This is a genomic window from Paraburkholderia youngii (assembly GCF_013366925.1).
In the GTDB taxonomy this organism is placed as follows: domain Bacteria; phylum Pseudomonadota; class Gammaproteobacteria; order Burkholderiales; family Burkholderiaceae; genus Paraburkholderia; species Paraburkholderia youngii.
This window is the reverse complement of the sequence record NZ_JAALDK010000001.1, coordinates 1396115-1420048: the sequence shown is the minus strand read 5'-3', so window position 1 is coordinate 1420048 and position 23934 is coordinate 1396115. Positions and strand designations below refer to the sequence as shown.

General features: G+C 64.7%; 16 protein-coding genes. 10 read left to right on the top strand and 6 right to left on the bottom strand.

Features of this window, described 5'->3' with window-relative positions:
• Positions 1-344 precede the first annotated feature (344 nt).
• Both G5S42_RS06565 and G5S42_RS06560 read left to right on the top strand, forming a co-directional pair.
• Positions 345-1826 carry an RNA polymerase factor sigma-54 gene (locus tag G5S42_RS06565; RefSeq protein WP_176106059.1) on the top strand — a complete coding sequence of 494 codons (1482 nt, stop codon included), beginning with the start codon at positions 345-347 and terminating at the stop codon, positions 1824-1826.
• Between the two features lie 165 nt (positions 1827-1991).
• Entirely contained in the window at positions 1992-3167 is a 1176-nt protein-coding gene (locus tag G5S42_RS06560; protein WP_176106058.1) for a pyridoxal phosphate-dependent aminotransferase, read from the top strand.
• A 9-nt stretch (positions 3168-3176) separates the two neighbouring features.
• Here the strand turns inward: G5S42_RS06560 and G5S42_RS06555 are convergent, their stop codons facing one another.
• A complete protein-coding gene (locus G5S42_RS06555) occupies positions 3177-3974 on the bottom strand; it encodes a sulfotransferase family protein (RefSeq protein WP_176106057.1) in 798 nt (265 codons plus the stop codon).
• Positions 3975-4167: 193 nt separating this feature from the next.
• Positions 4168-5157: a ferritin-like domain-containing protein gene (locus G5S42_RS06550; RefSeq protein ID WP_176106056.1), complete on the bottom strand. Its 990-nt coding sequence runs from the start codon at positions 5155-5157 to the stop codon at positions 4168-4170.
• Positions 5158-5374: 217 nt separating this feature from the next.
• On the opposite strand from G5S42_RS06550, the gene G5S42_RS06545 reads away from it, so the two are divergent.
• Positions 5375-7114 (top strand): S10 family serine carboxypeptidase-like protein, encoded by a 1740-nt coding sequence (locus G5S42_RS06545; protein WP_176106055.1) that lies wholly within the window; start codon positions 5375-5377, stop codon positions 7112-7114.
• Positions 7115-7209: 95 nt separating this feature from the next.
• The gene (locus tag G5S42_RS06540; RefSeq protein WP_176106054.1) at positions 7210-7956 is read left to right on the top strand and encodes a FadR/GntR family transcriptional regulator; all 747 of its coding nucleotides are present in this window, start codon (positions 7210-7212) and stop codon (positions 7954-7956) included.
• 44 nt (positions 7957-8000) lie between these two features.
• On the opposite strand, the gene G5S42_RS06535 is transcribed toward G5S42_RS06540, so the two are convergent.
• Together G5S42_RS06535 and G5S42_RS06530 are read right to left on the bottom strand one after the other, a co-directional pair.
• Positions 8001-9140 (bottom strand): Gfo/Idh/MocA family protein, encoded by a 1140-nt coding sequence (locus G5S42_RS06535; protein WP_176106053.1) that lies wholly within the window; start codon positions 9138-9140, stop codon positions 8001-8003.
• A 3-nt stretch (positions 9141-9143) separates the two neighbouring features.
• Positions 9144-9911 carry a sugar phosphate isomerase/epimerase family protein gene (locus G5S42_RS06530; protein WP_176106052.1) on the bottom strand — a complete coding sequence of 256 codons (768 nt, stop codon included), beginning with the start codon at positions 9909-9911 and terminating at the stop codon, positions 9144-9146.
• Positions 9912-10145: 234 nt separating this feature from the next.
• On the opposite strand from G5S42_RS06530, the gene G5S42_RS06525 reads away from it, so the two are divergent.
• The 6 genes from G5S42_RS06525 to G5S42_RS06500 all read left to right on the top strand — a co-directional run bounded on the left by G5S42_RS06525 (position 10146) and on the right by G5S42_RS06500 (position 18166).
• Positions 10146-11138: a LacI family DNA-binding transcriptional regulator gene (locus G5S42_RS06525; RefSeq protein ID WP_176106051.1), complete on the top strand. Its 993-nt coding sequence runs from the start codon at positions 10146-10148 to the stop codon at positions 11136-11138.
• Between the two features lie 216 nt (positions 11139-11354).
• Positions 11355-12098: a (Fe-S)-binding protein gene (locus G5S42_RS06520; protein ID WP_176106050.1), complete on the top strand. Its 744-nt coding sequence runs from the start codon at positions 11355-11357 to the stop codon at positions 12096-12098.
• Positions 12095-13498 (top strand): lactate utilization protein B, encoded by a 1404-nt coding sequence (locus G5S42_RS06515; protein WP_176106049.1) that lies wholly within the window; start codon positions 12095-12097, stop codon positions 13496-13498. The genes G5S42_RS06520 and G5S42_RS06515 overlap by 4 nt, the downstream gene beginning before the upstream one ends.
• Positions 13485-14069, top strand: coding sequence for a LutC/YkgG family protein (locus G5S42_RS06510; RefSeq protein WP_176106048.1), 585 nt, complete (start codon positions 13485-13487; stop codon positions 14067-14069). The genes G5S42_RS06515 and G5S42_RS06510 overlap by 14 nt, the downstream gene beginning before the upstream one ends.
• Positions 14070-14138: 69 nt before the next feature.
• Positions 14139-15908, top strand: coding sequence for a VRR-NUC domain-containing protein (locus G5S42_RS06505; RefSeq protein WP_176106047.1), 1770 nt, complete (start codon positions 14139-14141; stop codon positions 15906-15908).
• Complete coding sequence (locus G5S42_RS06500; protein WP_176106046.1) at positions 15905-18166, top strand: ATP-dependent DNA helicase; 2262 nt, start codon at positions 15905-15907, stop codon at positions 18164-18166. Before G5S42_RS06505 ends, G5S42_RS06500 begins: the two co-directional genes overlap by 4 nt.
• 56 nt (positions 18167-18222) lie before the next feature.
• Here the strand turns inward: G5S42_RS06500 and G5S42_RS06495 are convergent, their stop codons facing one another.
• Both G5S42_RS06495 and G5S42_RS06490 read right to left on the bottom strand, forming a co-directional pair.
• Positions 18223-20832: a mechanosensitive ion channel domain-containing protein gene (locus G5S42_RS06495; protein WP_176106045.1), complete on the bottom strand. Its 2610-nt coding sequence runs from the start codon at positions 20830-20832 to the stop codon at positions 18223-18225.
• 420 nt (positions 20833-21252) lie between these two features.
• Entirely contained in the window at positions 21253-22680 is a 1428-nt protein-coding gene (locus G5S42_RS06490; RefSeq protein ID WP_176106044.1) for a sigma-54-dependent transcriptional regulator, read from the bottom strand.
• Positions 22681-23934: the final 1254 nt, after the last annotated feature.

Below are 23934 nucleotides of genomic sequence, written 5' to 3'. Positions count from 1 at the left end.
TACGAAGGGCGGCGTCCCTCCACACAACGCTGCTCCGCATGTATCGTGCCCGGCCGCTGGGGTCCCGGTGACACCGCTCGCGAAAGCCGTATCCATCAGGGTTTTTCGACTGATGAATAGGGCTGCGTTGCGACCGTGCCCGAGGCCGTCCGAGGTGTGAAGAAAAGGGACCGGAAATTGCCAGCCGTTTGTAAAAACCGGCGCTCGCGGTCCCGTTAATTCCTCGGCCTGAATAAACAAAGCGTAATCAAAACAGCGTCTTGCGCGACCTGGTACGGACGTTGCATTGAAGAGTGCACTCGGCTCATTGAGTCTTTGACTACCAACGAACGGGATCAACTCCAATGCCTTCAATCGAACTACGCACAAGGCAGTCTCTTGCACTGACGCCTCGTCTTCAGCAGTCGGTGCGTCTCTTGCAATTGTCGGCTCTCGAGTTCCAGCAGGAATTGCGCACGGCGCTCGATACCAATCCGTTCCTCGAATACGACTCATCCGAAGCAGAGGACGTCGCGCTCGCCGGCACGACGCCGGCTGATGGCGAAGACGCCAACGTGCCCGCCGCCGATGCGCTAGCCGCCGAGCCGGACGGACTGCCGGCGGAAAACTCCGCTAGCGATACGCTCGAAAGCGCGGGCCAGGACGACATGCCCGCCGATTTTTCCGGCGACTACGGTTCGCGCAGTTCGGCGCGCCAGAACGGCGACGCGGACGGCAGCGACCCGGCTGAATGGGCTCGCTCGCAACCCACGCTGCGCGAGCAGTTGCACGACGCGTTGCGCCTATACCGGCTCGACGACCGCGATCGCGCGGTGGCCCGTTTCATCATCGAGGCACTCGACGAAGACGGGTATATGCGGCAGTCGCTCGCCGACCTCGCCGACAGCGTCGATCTCGAGCCCACGCTGACCGAGGAAGAACTGCTGGTGGCGTTGCGCCTCGTGCAATCGCTCGATCGTCCGGGGCTCGGCGCGCGTTCGCTGTCGGAATGTCTCGCGCTGCAGATCAATGCGCTGCCCGCCAACACGCCGGGGCGCGACGTCGCGCGGCAGATCGCCGAGCATCATCTGGAACGTCTCGCGCGCCGCGAGCAGGCCGAGTTGCAAAAGCAGATCGGCTGCAGCGCGGAGGAACTGCGCGTGGCCTGCGCGCTGGTGCGCAAGCTCGATCCGAAGCCGGGCAATTGCTACGGCCGCGCCGAGGATAACTATGTGGTGCCCGACGTGATCGTGCGTCAGGCGCGCAACAAGTGGGTCGTGTCGATCAATCCGGCAGTGCAGCCGCGCGCGCGAATCCATCGCATGTATGCACAGCTGTTCGCGCAGTCGGCCGGCGCGAGCCGCTCGCCGCTCGCACAGCAGCTGCAGGAAGCACGCTGGCTGATCCGCAACGCGCAGCAGCGCTTCGACACGATCCAGCGGGTGGCCGAATGCATCGTCGCGCATCAGAAGGCCTTCTTCCAGTACGGCGAGATCGCGCTGAAGCCGATGGTGTTGCGCGACGTCGCCGACGAGCTGGGTCTGCACGAATCGACGATCTCGCGGGCGACGGGCAACAAATATATGGCGACGCCGCGCGGCATCTTCGAGTTCAAGCATTTCTTCCCGCGCGAGCTCGGCACCGAAAGCGGCGGCACCTGCTCGGCCGCGGCGGTGCGCGCGCTGCTCAAGGAGATGATCGCCGCAGAGAACACGCGCGATCCGCTGTCGGACGTGACGCTCGCGAAGATGCTCGCGGATCAGGGCGTGCTGGTCGCGCGGCGCACGGTGGCGAAATACCGGCATCTGATGAAGGTGCCGCCGGCGGAACTGCGCCGGCAGCTTTGACGCACCGAAGTTTTAACGGGGGTTTGAAGCAAAGCAGTCGTTCAAACAGCAGTACATTGCGCACAGGGTCATGCGAGGTTGTCCGCTCGCATGACCCTTTTTCGTATCTGGACGTTTCGCCGGCGTGCCTTTACATTGGCGGGTCGAATGGAACGGGTGAGCGCAATGAAGTATTCGAATCTGGTCGAGCGGCTGCAAGGGCGTCGCACGTCGGCGTGGGAAATTCATCGGGTCGCGCAGCAGGCGGCAGCGACGGGCGAAGACGTGATCGTGCTGAGCGTAGGAGACCCCGAGTTCTCGACGCCGGCGCCGATCGTCGAGCGCGCGATCGATGCGCTGCGCGCGGGCGATACGCACTATACGGCGATGGCCGGTCGCGAGCCGCTGCGCGCCGCGATCGCCGCCGAGCACGCGCGTACCACGGGCCGTGACGTGAGCGCGGCCAACGTGGTGCTGACCGCCGGCGCGCAAAACGGCGTGTTCGCGGTGTCGCTGTGCCTGCTCGAAGCGGGCGACGAAGTGATCGTTCCCGAGCCGATGTATCTGACCTACGAGGCCTGCGTGCGCGCGGCGGGCGCGACGCTGGTCGCGGTGCCGGTCGATCCGGCGCGCGCGTTTCACGTCGATTGCGACGCGCTCGCAGCGGCGATCACGCCGCGCACGAAGGCGATCTTCTTCGCGACGCCATGCAATCCGACCGGCGTCGTGATGCAGCGCGCGGATCTCGAGCGCATCGCGCGGCTTGCGTGCGAGCACGACCTGTGGGTGCTGTCCGACGAGGTCTATGCGGAACTGACGTTCGAACGCGACCATGTGAGCATTGCGTCGCTGCCCGGCATGGCGGAGCGCACGGTCACGATCGGCAGCTTGTCGAAGTCGCACGCGATGGCGGGATGGCGCGTCGGCTGGGCAATCGGGCCGGCGACGCTGATCGAGCACATGGCGCGGCTCGCGCTCGCAATGCTGTACGGCCTGCCGGGCTTCATCCAGCAGGCCGCATTGACGGCATTGGAGAACAGGGCCGAGTTCGTCGCCGAGATCCGCGAGATCTACCGGCGGCGGCGCGACGTCGTGTTCGAGCGCTTGCGTCGCGTGCCGGGCTTGCGATGCCTGTTGCCCGAAGCCGGCATGTTCGTGATGGTCGACGTCAGCGGGACCGGGCTCGATACGACCGAGTTCACGTGGCAGCTGTTTCGCGCGCAAGGCGTGGCCGTGCTCGACGCGAGCGCGTTCGGGGAAACGGCGAACGGCTTCGTCAGGTTGGGGCTGGTGGTGGGCGAGGATCGATTGATCGAGGCGTGCGACAGGATCGCGCGATTCGTGGAAGGGGTGCGCGGCTGAGAGGCCACCTCAGGCCGCCGCATAACCCAGCCGGCGCGCCTGGCTTCCCGCGAGAGCGAGCAGGGTGTCGTCGCTCGCGGCCGTATCCGGAATCAGATATAGATCGCCGATATCGGTCACCGGATCGCTGAACGGCGTCGGCGAGCGGCGTTGCGAGATCAGGAAGTCGCTGATCGGCGATGCATCCGCGAGGCCGAGAAACTGCCCGATGCTGGCCGCCGTCTCACACGGTTCTTCGATGACCTTCCGGTACGACACGGTCAATGCGTGAGGCGCCGGGATCTCTTCGAAGAATGCGTTGATCTCGCCGACGTATTGCCCCCACACGCGGATGCCGTCTTCGATCGATCCGGTCCAATGCTTGTGCAAGAGCGAATTGGCCACGTGGCGAGGATCGCGGTGGATATGAATGAAGCGCGCCTGCGGCAGCAGTTCGCGTATCAGACGCAAGCAGGAACCGGAGCGCGGCAGGCGTTCGATCGAGCCCGTTCGGCCCGACAGTACCGTAGGGTCGGCGTACGACGGATGCTTGTCGCCCCAGATCGGCGCGCCGAACTTCAGTTCTTCGCGATAGAAGCGCTCGACCCACCCGCCCAACGTACGATGGCCGAATGCGAGCAGGCGGTCGCGTGAACTCTCGCCGAGCAGATCGGCGCGATGGCAGCCGACTTCGAGGAAGTCCTTCAGCAATGCAAAGACGCGGCATTCGTTGGTCAGCTGGATCAGAGGATGCGCGTTCAGCACGGAACAAAGAAAGGTCGTTCCGGACCTGGGCGAGCCGACGATGAACAGCGGGAAAGACTCCATTGCGCGCTCCTTGTCGTTCGTCTGGGTTCCTAGCTTACGCAAGCCGCATGGCGTCAGCCTGACGCGGGCATGACTCCCGCGCCATTCGCTGCGATGGCGAGTGACTTCGACCGTCAAGCAGCGATTCGCAATTCTCGAATGTGGGGCGCGCGCCGGCAGAACGCGTATGCGTTCCGCGTGGCTTACTCGCGGTTTACCTTTTCTTGCGCACGAACTTCAAGCCGAAGCGCACCAGCCGCGGCATCGTTTCGGGCCGCAACAGTCGTGGGTCATACCCCGCGAAGCGACGTTCGTTTTCCTGAAGACACAGTTGCATCAATTCGGGCACGCTGATATCGACATCCGTCACTGACTGCGCGCCGTTGACCGTGAAGTTGTTATCGTGCTCGTGGACGTTGCCATCGGCATCCATCGCACGCGCGAGCCCGATGCGCTCCCAAATCAGAAACGCCCACACGCCCGCCACCTTGAGCTCGAAGCGGATGCGCTGCCACCACGAAAGCTGCGCGCGATGCCAGGCGACCCAGTTCGCGAACAGCAGAATGTGGCGGCACTCTTCCTGCATCACCGGCTCGAACGTCTCGGTCAGTTCCGGCGGAAACAGGCCCGAGCGCCGCGCCACCTCGAACAGGCCGAACGCGAAGAAGCTGTCGATACATTCGCTATAGCCGGTCACGAGGTAAGCCCGTTCCGTGTCTTTCGGATAGATGTACGGCGGCTCGCTCGCGAGCTCGATGCCATACGCATGCACCATGCGCGACAGCACTTCCTTATGGCGGTTTTCTTCCCACGCGTTAAGAGCGAGCGCGTCGCGCAGGTCCGGGGTGTCGAGCGTCGCCGCGTAGGCGGCCATGCGCAGGCGCGCTCTGCCTTCGGTTTGCACGGCGATGTCCCAGATCGGCAGATCGACGATGCGCTTGAGCGTCGCGGCTTCGAGCGGCGGCCATGCGAGCACGGACGGGCGATACGGATTGAAGGTTTCGCGAAACATGCGGCACATTTCGCGCCGGTGCACGTCCGAGCCGGGCGTCAGCGGGCCGCTGACGGCGCTCGTCCAGTGCCGCATCGCGTGCTCGGCGACGTCGAGGGTCGAGGCGTCCGGCTGTTCCTGCGGCAGGTGTGGCGCGCGAAAGCCGGGGATCAGCGCGGCGGCGTCGAATGCATCCAGTACCAGTTGGTCCATTGGGTATTCTCGGCAAGGCGACGAAGGCGCTGTCGATTCTGCCATGACTGCGCAGGTGTGCGCCACGTGGAGGAAAAAGCGCTTTATAACGTTGGCGCGTGCCGTGACATCGACGGTTGACGCCGCGCAGACTTGCGTCAAGAATCGAACGCCGGCTTTGCCCCGGAATCTGGCTAGACGGAATTCCACCGCACTTCGACTCGTCGCGGACGACTTCATGATTCTTCGCTTCTCTTCCTCATTGCGCCGCTTGCTGACAGTGGCATTGCCGGGCGCCGCGCTGACGGTGGCGCTTTCCGTCGCCGCTGTGGTGCCATTCGGCGAACGGTGCATGGCAGCCGGACAGGCCGATGCGAGAGGAGGCACGGACGCCGCCGCCTCCGCGCCGACCGCGCAGCAGGTCGGCGAATCGAACGAGCCGCACCCGATGACAGCGCGCCCGAACGACGAGCCGCGCAAGCGGACGGCTGCGTCGAGTGCACCGGACTCGGCCGACGCGACGGCGAGGCCACGCAACGATAGGGTGTCGACGCCGGCGATTCCGGTGCCGCCCGAAACCACCAGCGTGACCACGCATTCGCTTCGCTTGAACGGTCGCAAGCTCGACTACACGGCGAGCGCCGGCAATCTGTTGCTGCACGATAAGTCCGGCGTGCCCACCGCGAGCGTGTTCTATGTCGCGTACACGGTGCCGACCAAAACGCCGGCGACGCGTCCGATCACCTTTCTGTTCAACGGCGGCCCAGGCGCTGGCAGCGTATTCCTGATGATGGGCTCGGTCGGCCCGAAGCGGGTGCGCACCGCGAGCCCCGCGAGCACGCCGCCCGCGCCGTACACGCTCGAAGACAACCCCGACAGCCTGCTCGAGGTCTCGGACCTCGTGTTCGTCGACGCGGTCGGCGCGGGCCTGTCGAGACCGGTCGGGCATGGCACGGGCAAGGACTTTTGGGGCGTCGATCAGGACGTCAGTGCTTTTGCGCAATTCATCGACCGTTATCTGACGGTGAATCAGCGCTGGAATTCGCCGAAGTACCTGTTCGGCGAATCGTACGGCACCGCGCGCGCGGCGATGCTCGCTTATCAGCTGGGGCAGAACAATATCGCGCTGAACGGCGTGATCCTGCTGTCGTCGGTGCTCAATTCCGCGGCGTTCACGCCCGGCACCGATTTCAAGAGCGTGAGTTATCTGCCGAGTTTCGCGGCGATCGCGTGGTATCACGACAAGGTCACGCCGAAGCCCGCGAACTTGACGGCGTTTCTCGATGAAGCGCGCGCGTTCGCACGGGGACCGTATGCGCAGGCGCTCGATCAGGGCGATGCGCTGCCCGACGATCAGCGCGACGCGATCGCCGCGCGCGTCGCGTACTTCACCGGTCTCGACATGGGCTTCGTGACGCGCAACCGTCTGCGTCTTTATCCGTCGCGCTTTCGAAACGAGTTGCTGCGCAACGAGTCGCGCAGCGTAGGGCGCTACGATGCGCGAGTCGAAGGCCGGAATTACGACGATGCAGCGGAAGATCCCGATTTCGATGCGTCGGTGAACAGCGTGTCGAATGCGTTCAATGCGGCGCTTCATCAGCATCTGTCGGAAGACCTGCATTACACGCCGACCGACCGTTATCTGGTGTTCAGCGACGACGCGTTGAAGCAGTGGGACTGGAAACACCGTGAATGGTGGGGCGAACGGCTGGAGCTGCCGTACGCGGGCGGCGATCTAGCCGAAGCGATGAGGCAGAATCCGCAGTTGCGGGTGCTGTCGCTGAACGGCTACTTCGATCTCGCCACGCCGTTCTACGCGACCGAATATGCGCTCGCGCATCTCGGCCTCGACCGGTCGCTGCGCGAGAACGTGCGGATTGCCTACTATCCGACCGGCCACATGGTGTACCTCGACGATGCCGCGCTGCACGCGATGAAGCGTGATCTCGTGAGCTTTTATACGGCTCAGCCGCGTTGAGATCGGCGAATCGGCGCACGATGTCGAACGGTATAATTCCACGCACCGTGCAGTAGCCGCGCGCCTTGTCAACTGCGCTTCATCGTTTGCCGCTTATGCCATTCACCCCGATTCCGTCCTTCGCGCGCAAGCGCATTTCCGACGTGGTTTCCGACCAGATCAAGCAACTGATCTCGGAGGGCTCGCTGATGCCCGGTGACCGGCTGCCGGCCGAGCGCGATCTCGCGGCGCAGCTCGGCGTGTCGCGGCCGTCGCTGCGCGAGGCTCTGATCAGGCTGGAAGCGGACGGTTACATCGAAACGTCGGGGCGCGGCGGTTTCACGGTGGTCGACGTGACCGCGCCGATCATCTCGAAGCCGCTTGCCGAACTGCTGCTGCAGAATCCGCGTACCAGTGCCGACATTCTGGAGCTGCGCCAGGGGCTCGAAGCGATTTCGACGGTCTATGCCGCGCAGCGCGCAACCGCCACCGACCTGAAGAAAATCCGCGCGGCGTTCGAGGCCTTGAAGGCTGCGTCCTTGTCGCGCGATCGCGCGAATCTCGCCGAACTCGATGCCGCGTTTCATCTCGCGATCGCCGACTCCACGCACAACGTCGCGCTGGCGCACGTGATGCACGGCATTCACACGCTGATTCGCGAGGGCATGCGCCAGTATCATCGCTTGATCGATTACGACGATGCGATGGAAAAGCAGTTGATGAGCCAGCACCAGGCGATTTACGACGCGGTCGTCGCACGCGATGCGCCCAAAGCACGCAAGGCCGCCGAGCGGCATCTGGCCTTCGTGCGCGAGATTTACAAGGACGATGCGACGAAGCCGTCGGCTGCCGTGATTTCCTGAGTTGCCCGGCCACGCGAAACCTCTGGCGACGCAGGCGAGGCGGGTCAGTCGGCGAGAAATACCTCTTCGCCTCGTCCCAATGGCACGACCACGGGTCGCTGCACGGCGGTGTCGATATCGATGTGCCGTCCCTCGCGCGAAGAGCGTTCGAAGGCATCCAGCACCTCCAGCACATGCAACGCCAGTTCGCCGCTCGCGCGATGCGGCCGATCCCGACGCAACGCCACCGCCATGTCCAGCACGCCCACGGCGCGGTAGTTGGCCACGTGCGCGCCGCTCCTCAACGTGAAGTTGTCGACACCAAAGGGATGATGCTGTGTGTCGAGCGGCTTGAAGCCACTATCACGTTCGGCCACGCGCGGACTTCCGCCAAAGAAATTCGGGTCGACGCCCAACAGCGTGCCTTCGGTGCCATAGATCTCGATGGGCGCACGCTGATGGGCCCACACGTCCCACGAGGCACTCATCGACACGTTGGCTCCGCTCGCAAAATGCAGGATGCCGTTGACCGTCGTGGGCACCTCGACATCGATGATCTGGCCGCGAAGCGGCTCACTGGAGATGATGCGCTGTGGAAAACCGATGCTCGCGCACGCGGTCACGCGTGCTACCGGTCCCAGCAGGTTGACCAGCTGGGTCACGTAATACGGGCCCATGTCGTGAATGGGACCGCCGCCCGGCTTGAAAAAAAACTCTGGATTGGGGTGCCAGGATTCCATGCCGCGGGACAACACGGCCACGGCCCCGCCAATGGCGCGCCCGATGCGGCCGGCATCGAGCGCCTCGCGGCAGGCCTGATGGGCAGCGCCGAAGAAAGTGTCAGGTGCGCAGCCCACCCGTAATCCCGACGCCTCGGCTCGCGCCAGCATCGCGCGTGCGGACGCGAAGTCGGTAGCCAAAGGCTTTTCGAGGTAGACGTGCTTGCCCGCCTCGAGAATCTGCAGGCTTACCGGCACATGCGCGTGCGGCACCGTCAGGTTGATGACGATTTCGATGTCGGGGTCGGACAGCAGCGCGTCCACCGTCATCGCGGCAACGCCGTGCTGCGCGGCCTTGTCCCGGGCGGCTTCCGGACGCAAGTCGGCGCAAGCCTTGACGCGCGCGAACTCGGAATTTGCCGCGCCGGTGAAATAGGCATCGCTGATGTTGCCGCAACCGATGATGCCGATGAGGACAGGTTTCATGGATCAGGCTCCGAGCTGGTGCAGATAGGCAAAGGCATTGCGGGCGAAGCGTTCGCCGTCGCTGGGATTGTCGTGCTCGGCGGCGAGGAAACGCGCACCCGCTTCGCGGCAGGCCGCGGAGAGCGTGGGCCAATCCATGACGCCGTGACCCACGTCGGCCCAGCCGTCTTCGTCCAGTTTTTCACCCGCGGGCGCGAGGTCTTTCGCATGGGCCGAGACTACACGGCCCGTATAACGGCGCAGCCACGGCAGCGGATCGGCGCCGCCGCGAACGAGCCACGCTACATCCACCTGCCAGCCGAGCGGGCTTGCCCCGGCGGACTCGAACAGCAGTTCCAGCGCCGTGGCGCCGTTCTCTTTCGCTCTCAGTTCCCAATCATGGTTGTGGTAAGCGAGACCGATGCCCTGATCGGCCAGCCGATGAGCGAGCTCGCCCAGCTCGCTGCCGAGCGCCCGCCAATATGCGGCATCACCGTCGCGCTCGGCTGGCGGCACGGCGGGCATGACCAGCTGGGTGAAACCGATCGTCTCGCACGCCGCGATCACTTCTTGCAAACGCTCACGCAGCATGGCCATGCTGAGGTGACTGGACGAGGCGCTCAGGCCGCGGGCCCGAAGCTTGTTCCGGGTATCGGCCGCATTTTCCAGCAAGGACCCGATCAGCTCGACCTGGCGAAATCCGGCTTGGGCTGCAATGTCGAACTGCCGGTCGAGGTCGCCCGCATTACGCAGGCTGTAAATCTGGATGGAAATGGGCAAGGCTTGATTCATGGTCGTCAGTCCAAGGAGGCAAGGGATGCGGCACGGATTGGAGCAGCGATTGCAGTGAAGCAGTGCAGGTCAGAGGGTAAGCGCTTTCCTGCTTCTCCGGAACATGGGCTTTACCCCTATGCAGGCAGATAGAGCCACGACCCCGGCAATTTACGTCTGCATCTCCACTCAATTTGCTTTCTGAGTAATGCGTATCGGGAAAAAATTTTCCCAGCGGTGCTACAATTGTTACCTATGCGAAGCAAACCCTCTATCGAAGCCGTAGCCCGCGAAGCTGGCGTGTCGATTGCCACGGTGTCGCGTGTGCTCAACGGGACGAAGCCCGTGTCGGCGGCCACGCGTGAGCGGGTCGAGGCGGCTGTGAGCGCACTGGACTACCGCGTCAATCCGTTCGGCCGCAGCCTGAGTACCGGGCAGAGCCGCATTCTGCTGATGCTGATGCCGGATTTCGCCAATCCCTATTACGCCGAGATCGTGCGCGGGGCCGCCGCGGTCAGTCGTCAGGCTGGTTACACGCTGCTTCCGGCCGACCTGGAAGCCTGGGCGGGCACAGCGGACGCGTCGCTGCCGACGCTGCTCGGCAGTCTGAGCGACGGCGTCATCAATCTCGTGCCGATGTCCGACCAGGCAGCCCGGCGCGAAGCGGCGAATGGCAAGCCGTGGGTCAATTGCTCGGAGTTCATGCCCGGTAGTGATGTGCCTTATGTCAGCATCGATCACCGCCAGGCCGCGACGGACGCAGTGCAGTACCTGATCAACAAGGGCCACCGGCGCATCGGCTTCATCACGAGCGATGAGCGCTTCCTGTATGCGCGTCAGCGCCGCGAGGGCTATGACGCGGCACTGTCGCGCGCCGGCCTCGCACCTGCGCCCGAGCTTGTCTGTGTGACTGGCGACAACAGCTACGCCGCCGGAAGCCAGGCGGCGGCAAGTCTGCTGGCGGTGGTGGACCCGCCGAGCGCGGTGTTCGCCGTGTCGGACACGTTGGCGATCGGCGCGATCAAGTGCTTTAGCAAGGCCGGCCGGCGGGTGCCGCACGACGTGGCGGTAATGGGCTTCGACGATGTGCCCATCGCCGACATCTTCGAGCCGGGGCTGACCACCGTGGCCCAGCCGATGGTCGAACTGGGCGCCGCGGCCGCCGAAATGCTGCTGGCGCTGCTGGACGGCCGACGCCCCGCGCCGCGCATCTTGCAGCATCGGCTGGTGCTGCGGGAGTCGGTTTGAGCGGTGGTGTTGGAGAACGAACGCGGCGGCTCGATGGCCGACGAACAAGCTCCCGCTGTCCAAGGTCGCGCTTACTCTGCCGTGGTGATCGGGCCGCTCGAATTGACACCGCCAACCGCCTTTCTTATAGTCTTGGTCAGACCAACATGACCAAGACGGCCAGACGGGCCGCACCGGTCAATCGACATCATCCCCGCCGCATTTCCTGAAGGCCCTATGAAAGTCGCGCTGTTCATCCCGTGCTTTATCGACGCGTTCTATCCCGAGGTCGGCATCGCGACGCTCGAACTGCTCGAACGTTTCGGCATCGAGGTCGACTATCCGCAACAGCAGACCTGCTGCGGCCAGCCGATGGCCAATAGCGGCGCGCATGCGGACGCCGCCGCCACCGAGCGACTATTCGCGCGCAACTTCGCCGGCTACGACTACATCGTCGGGCCGTCCGCGAGTTGCATTCATCACGTGCGAGAGCATCTGACCGCGCTCGAGCAGACCGATGAAGTGAAGAAAGTGCGCGTAAGCGCTTACGAGTTGGTCGAGTTTTTGCACGACGTGATCGGCGCGCGCGAATTTCCGTGGGCCGAGTTTCCGCATCGCGTCGGTCTGCACATCAGTTGCAGCGCGCTGCGTCATCTGAGGCAGGCGTCGGCGTCGGAAATTGCCGGCACGCCGTTTTCAAAGCCGCGCGCATTGCTCGAAGGCGTGAGTGGCATCGAGTTCGTTAAGCCGGCGAGGCCCGACGAATGCTGCGGTTTTGGCGGCACGTTCTCGGTCACCGAAGAGGCGGTGTCGGTGCGCATGGGGCAGGACAAGGTGCGCGACCATCTGAATGCGGGTGCCGAGTACATCGTTTCGGCTGATATGTCCTGCCTGATGCACCAACAGGGTTGCGCCGAACGCATGAAGGCCGACGCGCGCTTCATTCATATCGCGCAGGTTCTCAATGGAGCACGCGCATGAGCGGCGACCATCACCGCATCGATCACGCCAAAGCCGCGGGTTCTTTTATCGGCAAAACCGAGCATGTCGCGTTTCACGACAAGCGTCTGTGGGACCTGCGCGAGAAGCGCGACGCGCAGGCGCACGGCATTGCCGAATGGGAAACGTTGCGCTCGCTGGCGTCGGGCATCAAGGAGCACACGCTGTCGCATCTGGCCGACTATCTGGAGCAGTTCGCGGCGGCGGCCGAGGCCAATGGCGTGGTCGTGCATTGGGCGGCGAACGCGGAAGAGCACAACGCGATCGTCCACCAGCTGATGTCCGAGCGCGGCATGACGACGCTCGTGAAGAGCAAGTCGATGCTGACCGACGAATGCCGGATGCGCGAGTATCTCGAACCGCGCGGCATTACCGTGATGGAGACCGACCTCGGCGAGCGCATCCAGCAGCTCGATCATCAGGACCCGAGTCATATGGTCGTGCCGGCCGTGCACAAGCTGCGCGCGGACGTGGCCGAGCTGTTCGGCCGTACCATCGGCACCGATCCGAAGAACAGCGACATCCATTATCTGGCCGAAAGCCAGCGCATGAATACCCGGCCGTATTTCGTGCGCGAGAAAACGGCTGGCATGACCGGCTGCAATTTCGCGGTGGCGGAAACGGGCACGGTCGTCGTCTGCACGAACGAAGGCAATGCCGATCTTTCAGCGAACGTGCCGCCATTGCATATCGCATCGATCGGGATCGAGAAGCTGATACCGAAGGTGTCGGATCTCGGCGTGTTCGTGCGCATGCTGTCGCGTAGTGCGTTGGGTTCGCCGATCACGCAGTACACATCGCATTTTCGTGCGCCGCGGCCGGGCACCGAGATGCATTTCATCCTCGTCGATCATGGCCGTTCCGAACGGCTCGCGATGGAGGACTTCTGGTACTCGCTCAAATGCATACGCTGCGGAGCGTGCATGAATACGTGTCCGGTGTATCGACGCAGCGGCGGCCTGTCGTATGGCGGCACCTATTCGGGGCCGATCGGCGCGATCATCAATCCGACTTTCGATCTGAAGCGCTATAGCGCGCTGCCGTTCGCATCGACACTCAACGGCAGTTGCACGAACGTGTGTCCGGTGAAGATCAACATTCACGAGCAGATCTATAAATGGCGCGCGGTGATCGCCGAGCAGCACGAAGTGCCGTTCGTGAAGCAGGAAGTGCTGAAGATGGCGGGGCGTCTGCTATCGAGTCCGACCTTGTATCGCGCGACGGTGGCGTCGATGGGCAGCGCGTTACGGCGGCTGCCGAATTTCGTGCTGTACAACCCTCTGAATATCTGGGGCCGGCAGCGCGAATTGCCGGAAGCGCCGAAAATGACTTTCCATGCCTGGTACAAAAAGAATCGCGGAGGCGGCAATGACAACGCGTGAGGCTTTTCTTGCCAAAGTACGCGCCGCGCAACCGGCCGCGCGGCCGCGTCCCGACGTGCCGCTGTTCGATGCGGTTGGCGGCGATCTGCGAGCGCGTTTCACAGCGGCGCTGCAAACGATGGGCGGCACTTGCGTCGAGGCGGCAAGCGCGAGCGACGTTAGCGAACTGATTCGCGAGCGTTTTGGCGCGGCGGTATCCATTGCATCGGCGAGCGCGCAAGTGCCGGGCACGCGCGTGATCGGCGCCGATACCGACCCCGCGTCGCTGCAGGACGTCGACGTCGGTGTGGTGCGGGCGCGCTTTGGCGTCGCCGAAACCGGCTCGGTGTGGTTCAGCGAGCGCGAATATGTGGTCAATGCCTTGGGCTACATCGTCCAGCATCTGGTCGTGTTGCTCGATCCCGCGCAATTGCTCGATGGACTGCAAGAAGTCTATCGTCGCGACGATTTTCGCAGCGCGCGCTACGCGGCGCTGGTTACCGGCCCGTCAGCCACCGCCGATATCGAGGGCGTACTGATTCGCGGCGCGCAGGGCGTGCGCTCGTTGACGGTCGTGTGGCTCGCAGCCTGACGCGCGGCAGTTACCGCGCCGGACTTTGCTATCATCACTGTATAAACATACAGGTCCTGCACAAAGTCCGTGGCAACCGATGCTCGCTCAGAGATCCGCTCTGAGGCCCCTTACTACCTCCTGAATTTCGAGCGCGCGCTGGCGTGGCTCGCCGCGCGTTACGACGACCTGCTCGACGACGAAGAGCACGCTTTTCTGAGCACTTTCGCGACATTGCCGCAGGCATCGCGTGCGTTGCTGGTGCGCATGCTGATGCGCAAGGGCATGTTGTTTCGCGCGAGCCGCCTCGTTTATGACGAAATCGGCTGTCCGTTGCAGGCGGCGATGCCGATGACGGTGCATCGCTGGATCGACACCGAACCGGCTCTGTCGCTCGACGATCTGTTTGCCCTCAGCACGCGTGCGCAATTGCTGGAGATGTTCGCGCACGCGTTCGCGCGAATTCCCGGCGCAAAGGCATTGCGCAAACCGGATCTGCTCGAAACGCTGCGCGCGTTTTACGAAGCTGAAAGCCGCGAAGCGCAAGCATGCCCATCACGTCCGCTCGCCGCGTGGCACGACGCCACTACGGACCGCGTGCTGCACGTTGCGATCGCGCCGTTGTGCGATCGCTTGCGGCTGATGTTCTTCGGCAATCTATATCAGGACTGGTCGGAGTTCGTACTCGCCGATCTTGGCGTGTTCCAGTACGAGAAGGTCGCGTTCGGACCGTCGTCGCGCGCGTTCCAGAAACGCGCGGACATCGACGTTTATCTCGCGCTGCACGCGTGCCGCGAAGTGCTCGAATGGCTACCGGTCGACACCGGCGCCGCCACGCTTGAAGAACTGATCACGACCGTCCGCTCGATCGATACCGCGAATCCGTGGCTAGAAACGCGTCGCGGGAAACTGCTGTTCCGGATCGGCCAGGAGTGCGAGCGGCGCGAACAGTGGAGCACCGCACTCGAGGTGTACGACGCATGCGCGTGGCCGGGTGCGCGTCATCGACGCATGCGCGTGCTCGAGCGCAGCGAGCGTGACGGCGCAGCGCTCGCGCTGGCTTTGCAGGCCGATGCAGCGCCCGAGAGCGAAGAAGAAGCGCAGCGTGTCGCCCGGATGTTGCCGCGCCTGCGGCGCAAATGCGGCGTGCCCGTGCCGCGCGCGGCGGCGGCGCGACGGGTGGAGCGCGGCACGCTGGTGCTGCCGAAGCCTGACACGCCGGTGCCCGTCGAATACGTGGTGCGCGATCATCTGAGCAGCGACGCCGCGCCGGTGCACTACGTCGAGAACGCGCTGATCAATTCGCTGTTCGGCCTGCTGTGCTGGGAGCCGGTGTTCGCGGCGCTGCCCGGCGCGTTTTTTCATCCGTTCCAGCGCGAACCGGCCGATCTGCACGCGCCCGATTTTCACGCGCGCCGCGCCACGCAGTTCGCGGCCTGCTTCGCGCAGCTCGATAGCGGTGTCTATCGCGACACGATTCTGCGGCATCTGCATCAGAAGACCGGTATGCAGTCGCCATTCGTATTCTGGGGACTGTTGACGCCCGAACTCGTCGCGCTTGCGCTCGACTGTCTGCCCGCCGCACATCTGAAGCTGTGGTTCGAGCGCTTGCTGCGCGACATTCGCGGCAATCGTTCCGGCTTGCCCGACCTGATCCGGTTCTGGCCGGCCGAGCGTCGCTATGAATTGATCGAGGTAAAAGGCCCCGGCGATCGTCTGCAGGACAACCAGATCCGCTGGCTCGCGTACTGCGCGCAGCACGGCATGCCGGTGCGCGTCGTCGACGTGCGCTGGGCCGGGCAAGAGGCGCAGGGCGAAGCGGACGTCGCGACGCGAGCCGAAGCGGAGCGCGCCGTATGAGCTACGTGGTGGCCGTCCGCGCGATGTGCGAATTCACCGCGCGGCGCGGCGATCTCGATCTGCGCTTCACGCCCGCGCCGACTTCGCTCGAAGGCATTGCCGGTCATCAGATGGTCGCCGGCCGTCGCGCGGGCGGCTACGAAACCGAACTCACGCTGACGGGCACGCATCGCAGTCTGACCGTGCGTGGCCGCGCAGACGGCTACGATCCAATCGCGAACCGGCTCGAAGAGGTGAAGACCTATCGCGGCGATCTCGCGCGCATGCCCGCCAATCATCGCGTGCTGCACTGGGCACAGGCGCTCGTCTATGGGCATCTGCTGTGCGAGGCGCGCGGGCTCGCCGAGCTGACGGTCGCGCTGGTGTACTTCGATATCGGCAGTCAGAAGGAAACCGTGCTGACACAGCAGCACAGCGCGCGCGAACTCGAAATCTTCTTCGTCGACCAGTGCGAACGATTTCTCGATTGGGCCGTGCAGGAAGACGCGCATCGCGCTGCGCGCAATGCGGCGCTCGTCGAGTTGCAGTTTCCGTATGGGCAGTTTCGCCGTGGGCAGCGCGAGCTCGCGGTGGCCGTGTATCGTGCGGCGCGCGACGGCAAGCCGTTGATGGCGCAGGCGCCGACCGGCATCGGCAAAACGCTGGCAACGATTTTTCCGTTGCTCAAAGCCTGCGGCGAAGACCGGCTCGATCGCGTGTTCTTTCTGACCGCGAAGACGCCGGGCCGCGCGCTTGCGCTCGACGCGATCGATTCGCTGCACCATAGCGCGCCGCTGCCGCTCAGAACGCTCGAACTCGTCGCGCGCGACAAAGCCTGCGAGCATCCGGACAAGGCCTGCAACGGCGAGTCATGTCCGCTCGCGCGCGGCTTTTACGATCGTCTCGATGCGGCGCGCGCCGCGGCGCTGGCGACGCCGCGGCTCGATCGCGCGGCGGTGCGCGAGGCCGCGCTCGCGCACGACGTGTGTCCGTACTATCTGGCGCAGGAGCTCGCGCGCTGGGCCGACGTGACCGTCGGCGATTACAACTACTACTACGACGCGAGCGCGATGCTGCATGCGCTCGCGCAGATCAATCAGTGGCGCGTGGGCGTGCTGGTGGACGAAGCGCACAACCTGCTGGAACGCGCGCGGCGCATGTATACCGCGTCGCTCGATCAAAGCGCGTTCCGGCTCGCGCGCAACAGCGCGCCGGCGGCGCTGAAGAAGCCGCTCGAACGTTTGCAGCGCGAATGGAATGCGCTGAAGCGCGCGCAGACGGCCAGCTACCAGGTGTACGCGGAGATCCCCGGAAAGTTGCTATCCGCCGCGCAGAATCTGATTGGCGCAGTGACCGATCAGCTCGCCGACGCGCCGTTGTCGATCGACGAACACGCGCTGCGCTTTTTCTTCGATGCGATGCACTTCGTCGCGCTCGCCGAGCAGTTCGGCGAGCACTCGATGTTCGACGTGACATTGAGCGCCGACCGTTACGCGCCGCGCGACAAGACCAGTGCGACGCTATGCGTGCGCAACGTGATCCCCGCGCCGTTTCTCGCGCCACGCTATGCGGCTGCGCGTACCACGGTGATGTTCTCCGGCACGCTGAATCCGCAGCATTTCTATCGCGACACGCTTGGGCTCGCCGACGACACGCAATGGCTCGATGTCGAAGGACCGTTTCGCGCGGAGCAGTTGCAGGTGCACGTAGCGGCTCATGTATCGACGCGCTGGCGCGATCGCGAGCGCTCGCTCGCGCCGATCGCCGAACTGATTGCGAAGCAGTACGACACGCAGCCCGGCAATTATCTCGGGTTCCTGAGCAGTTTCGATTATCTGCAACGCGTGGTCGCGCTGCTGCGCGAGCGGCATCCCGGCTTGCCGGTGTGGACGCAGGAGCCCGGCATGGACGAAGCCGCGCGTGATGCGTTTCTCGCGCGCTTCAGGACGATGAATCAGGGGATCGGCTTCGCGGTGCTCGGCGGCGCGTTTTCGGAGGGAGTGGATCTGACCGGACAGCAACTGATCGGCGCGTTCGTTGCGACGCTCGGTCTGCCGCAGGTCAACGACGTCAACGAGCAGATGCGCCGTGCGCTCGATGCGCGCTTCGGCAATGGCTACGACTATATGTACCTGTACCCGGGATTGCAGAAAGTCGTGCAGGCGGCGGGGCGCGTGATCCGCACCGAACAGGATCGCGGCGTCGTGCATCTGATCGACGACCGCTTCCGCAGGCCGGAAGTGCGGCGGCTGTTGCCGCGCTGGTGGCAGGTTCGCTAGCGCTGCGCTGCGCGGCGCTAGCGAACCTTTACGCGTGCGACGCGCGGCGTGTCACGTCACGCGTGCGGCGAGGTCGAGCCCGGATTGGCGGGCGTGCCGGGGCCACCGGCCGGGCTCGGATCGACGGGGATCTGATCGTCGCGCGGCGCGTCGCCCTTGTGCGGAGTGTGCTCGCCGCCATCAGACTGTCCAACGTGGTGGATGCGCGGCACGCCCGCATCGACCTTGGCCTTGCTCGCCGGGTCCCACGTGAGCAGATGGCGCTGCGGATTCGCGATCTCGATGCCGAGCTCGCTGAAGCGCTCGAGGATGCGCCGGTTGAACTCGCGTTGCACGCCCCAGCGCGACGTATCGCGGCATTGCATCTGGCCGGCCAGCGTGATCGCCGAACCGTCGACCGCATCGACGCCCCAGAACGAGAAGTTCGCCAGGATGCCGTCCTTGAACTTGTCATCCGCGCGCAGCGACGCGCCGATTTCCTTCAGCGTGTCGATCGCGCGCTCGACGTCCTGGCCGAACACGATATTCACGCGCACCGCCGCGTTGCCGATGCCGCGATTCGTGTTGTTCACGGTCGACACCGAACTGAACGGCACCGTAAACAGCGAGCCGTCGCTGCCGCGCAGGCGCACGGTGCGAATCGACAGATATTCGACGGTGCCCGACACGCCCGCGAGCGTGACCCAGTCGCCGACCTGCATCGCGTTTTCCATCAGCAGGAAGATGCCGGTGATGAAATCCTGCACCAGCTTCTGTGAGCCGAAGCCGAGCGCGACGCCGAAGATGCTCGCGCCCGCGAGCAGCGGGCCGATGTTCACGCCGAGTTCGCTCAGCCCCGTCAGCACGACGACGAGCGCGATCACGCAGAACAGCGCGCTGCGCAGCATCGGCATCAGCGTGCGCAGGCGCGCGGCGCGCACCAGATCGCCGCTGCTCGTCCAGTCGTCGAGGCGGCGCTCGGCCGACACGTTGACGACCTCCCACACCACCAGCGCGATGATCGCTGCGACCGCGATCGTCGCGAGCGCCGAGGCGAGGCGGTGGCCGATCGTGCCGCTGCGGAACAGATCGACGACATCGACGCCCCACGCCTGCAACAGCACGAACGCGGTGACAATGCCGATGACCCAGCCGATCACGCGCCGCAGCGCCGGATAGTATCGATACGCGTGCTGATGCACGAGCGAGCGCGACGCTTCGTCCTGCACGTGGAAGATGCGCGCGAGCGCACCGAAGATCACGATCGACACGAGCCGCGCGCCGATCAGTATCGCGAGCGTCATGCCGCCGATATTCACGAGCGCGTGATAGCCGTTCTGTACGTCGAAGGCCCACACGAACCACAGGCCCATCACGATGACCACGGCAACCCAGGCCCACGCGTCCGCGAGCGCGTTGCCGAACATCTGCAACGACTCGTGCGCGGAAAAGCGAATGCGAATCCGGTTGGCAACCGGCTTCGCACAGTGCAGCACGAGGATCGAGATCATCACGTGACCGACCAGCGCGACCACTTTCAGCAGCGCGAGATGCGCGGCGTCGTTCATCCCGAGCGCCTGCGCGACTTCGGCAAGCGCGACGCCGGCGCCGACCACGCCGACGATCCGCACGATCCAGCCGAGGATGAACGCGGCCCACGCATCGCCCATGCGCAGCAGCCGCAGACGCGGCGCGCTCGGCTGCAGGAAGAACGCGCCGACGATCACGACGCAGCGGCACACCACATAGACGTCGATCAGCGAATCGAGCGCGCGGTCCTGCGGCGTGCCGTTGTCGGTGATGATCGAAATCACCGCGCTTGCCGCGGCGACGAACACGGCAAGCGGAATCAGCCTGACCAGCGTGATAAGCAACGAGCGCGGCAGACGTTGCAGCAGCGTCCAGTGGTGCGTCGCGTTGCGCTTGCCTTCGGCTTCGATCGCGCGGCCTTTCTCGGATGGCGTCGCGTACGGCGCGGCGGGGCCAGTGGCGACGGCTTGCGCCTCTGCCTCGAGCACCGGCGGCACCGACGACCGAGCGGGCAGCGGCGGCGTGTTCGTCGGCGTATGACCGGCCGGCGCGGCGCCGTTGTCATCCTGCTGCGCGGCTTCGCGGCGCGCGGCGATCGCCCGGTAGACCCGCCGCAGCAGCCGGCGCGTCAGCCATTCGAGCAACAGTGCGGGAATCAGCGCGGCGAGCAGCGACGACAGCACCTTGAGCAGCACCACGCGCGCGTGCGGGTTGGCGAACTGCCAGTTCCACCATGCGCGCACCGAAGCGACATCGAGCAGCGCGGCGATCGAGCCGCGCAGCGAGGTCGCGAGATAGCCGACGTAATGCGCGCCCTGACGCGCGATCTGCGACGCGAGGCCATTGCTTTTGAACGCGGCAGGCACGAGCGAGGCTGCGCCGCTGGCGGCGGCCGGTGCCGACGCCGCGGCCGCCGGCGCGGAAGCGGGCGGCGCGCTCAACGCGCCGGCCGCGGCGATCGCCTGCAGCGTATCGGCGACCTGTGCGCGGCGTTTGGGGTCGTTCAGGACGGAGAGCGCGTCGCGAGCCTGCTGAGGTGTCAGCGTGACGGCGGCGGAAGCGGGCGTGGGATGGGCGGGCTCAGGCGCGGCGGCAAACACGGGCGCCGCGCCGGCGACCAGAAAAATGAAAAAACAGATACGGAGAAATTTTTGCATGGGATGTAGAGCGGGACGAAGCCAGGGCGGACGATTGTGCCGGAACGCAGGGCTGTTTCAGCGGGGCGACCCCGGACGGACACGGGTTCGGGCGCTGAAGTTCCTGCGGCGGAGGCCCGCCGGACGGGCGAAAGGGCCGCGAGGGCGGCGCTCGCCGGATGGGGCGTTGAGCCGATAGCATAGCCGATGATGGCCGGCAGGCCCGGCGAAGTCGGCAGAAAGCCTGTCCGGAAGGCCCCGTGGGCGAGGCGGCGCAAGGGGTAGGAGGCCGCTTGCCGGGTGGCAATGCTGGCGGTGACGCGGGGACGCGCCGTATGACTACGCTAGCGGCAAGCAGAGCGCTTGTGAGTCTTCATCGACCAATTGCTGTCACCATGCGCTGCTAAGCGTTCACTGCAAAAAAAACGCTTAAATCCGCGCTCATGCCAACGACGAAGTCTGGCGCTCGGCTTCGTCGCCGGCATCGGGACCGCTGCTCGCGCCGCGTCCGGGTGGCTCCTGATGCAGCCGGTTCGCGTGCATCAGCCGGTACAGCGTCGCGCGCGAAATGCCGAGTTCGGCGGCCGCATCGGACAGCTTGTAGCCGTGTCGCAGCAGCGCGTTCTCGATCGCATCCTTTTCGGCCTTGCTGCGGATTTCCGCGAGCGTGACCGCCGGGCCATTGTCGGCCTCGGGCAGGCCCAGGTCGCTCGCCGTGATGAAGCGGCCCTCGCTCATCACGACCGCGCGGCGCACGCAGTTGATCAGCTCGCGCACGTTGCCGGGCCACGGATAGTTCGACATGGCGACGATCGCGTCGCTCGACAGCCCGCGCAGCTTGCGCGCGCCGTCCTGCTTGTACATGCTGAGCGCGTAATTGGCGAGCAGCTTGATGTCGCCGCCGCGCTCGCGCAGCGGCGGCTCGACGAGTCGCAGCACGCACAGCCGGTGATAGAGGTCTGAGCGGAAACGGCCGTCCTCGACGGCGCGCTCCAGGTCGACGTGCGTGGCCGAGATCACGCGCACGTCGACGCTGATCGGACCGTTGCCGCCAAGCCGCTCGATCGTGCCTTCCTGCAGGAAGCGCAGCAGCACCGCCTGACATTCGTGCGGCATGTCGCCGATTTCGTCGAGAAACAGCGTGCCTTCATGCGCACTCTCGATGCGGCCGATCTTGCGTTGCAGCGCGCCGGTAAATGCGCCGCGCTCATGGCCGAACAGTTCGGCCTGCAACAGGCTCGGCGGAATCGCCGCGCAATTGATCGCGACGAACGTGCGGCCCGCGCGCGGCGAGCGATCGTGAATAGCACGAGCGGTCAGCTCCTTGCCGGTGCCCGATTCGCCTGCGATGAACACGGGTGCGTCGGTCACGCCGCATTTGTCGATGCGCCGGTAGAGCTGCTGCATCGGCTCGCATTGACCGACCATGCCGTGACGGCCGACCGACGGCTCCGGCGCGACGCGCGGCTGACGCAGGTTCGACAGCCCATGAGCGTGGCCGAGCGCGAACACGAGCCGCTCGTTGAGCCACGGCTGCGTGACGAAGTCGAAGCAGTAATCGAGGATGAAACGGCTGACCAGTTCGTTGTCGGCCTGGCCCGGCACGATCTGCGCGACCCAGTTGGTCTCGACGCGGCGCATGCACAGCGCGAACGCGGATAGCTGCTGAGACGTGCAATCTTCGGGCAACTGAACGAGACCAACCTTGATGTTGCCGCGTTCGATCATGCGTTCGGCCACGGCCGTGCTTTTTGCGTGCACGGCTTGCCATCCCGACGCGGCCAGAAACTCGGCGAGTTTCTGGTCGGGCGCGTTCGCCACGTACAGAACGGTGCGTTCCGCGTCGGCCGGCGTGCAAGTCGTAGTCATGATTCCCCCCGTTCGATCCTCAGGACTGCTGTGCGGCGTTGTGAGATTCAGGCGGCCAGTTACTGCACTCCGGCTGCGACGCATTCACGGCAGCAGCGAACACGAACAAGGGACACTGCAAGCGCGGCGCGAACCGGAACGCGCTGCATGGCGGACCGATTCATGCAATGGCGGCGACCTTGTCGTTCATTGCTGAAACTGCCCGGCGACTTTATCCCCGAATCGTGAAAACCACTTGAACCGTGGCTTGCCTCGTTGACCTGATACAAGCGCTCTGATTGGCGCATGGCCTAACGATAAGCGAAAGCGCCTGAAAGCGCCAGATAAAAGAATCATGGATCAGGAATGCGTGTTGGCTTTCGGATTAACACGGATCACTAATGAATAAACGGTCAAGGTCGGTTATGCGAGGAATCGCACATTGCGTAGCAATTGCCCTGGTATTAAGGCGTGACTAAAACTGACGAAGCGTAAGCAGTCGTGTTTCACAGTTGCGACAGATTGGACAGCACGAGTCGACTGCGCTTTGCGGTGCCGGGCGGGACGCTTTTGCAACCTCGAGGAACGGCGAAGCCGCGTGTAGCCGGCCTTGCGGCCAGCCTGGAGGCTGGCGGGAGGCGGCGGGGAGCGCGCTTTGCCGCCAGCGCGCGGGGAATTGGCGTGTCAGAAACGAATCAATGCGCGCTGCGCCAAAAATCGGGCAGGCCCGCGCCGCGCCGAAAGCAAACCGATTTCACGGCAGCGTGAAGCTTTGACGGGCGCCTTACCGCTTGTTAAGCGGGTTGGCATAAGCGTTGCAATAAGGTCTGCACAGAAAAATGTTTTGCAGCCAGGTCGACGGTACGGGGAAAACCGGATTAAAAAAGACTGGCGGTAAAAAGCTCACTCGCAGGCATGGTCGGGGAAGCCATCAAGTATCTGCGGGAGCGCGGCGGGGCCTTATTAAATACGTGAGAAAAACGGTTGAGTGGCGGACCGGTATGACGGCCATTCAAAACCGGACGACAAAAGGGCATCGACTTCGCCGTTTTTCCTTTTCGACTTTTTGTCCTGACGACGCGAAAAGGATGGCGATAACGACAGGCAACGCGCTGGCAACATTCGCGAGCGACGCGCCGCAAAGGGAAGGGGCAGCGCCGGATCAGGACCGGCCGGCGCGATGAAGCGGGGAGAGAGGCCATCGTCTCCACAGAGAGACGAATGTACGAAGTGAACCAGGGGCCGTGTCCGTGGGTTGGCACGGGCACGGCAACC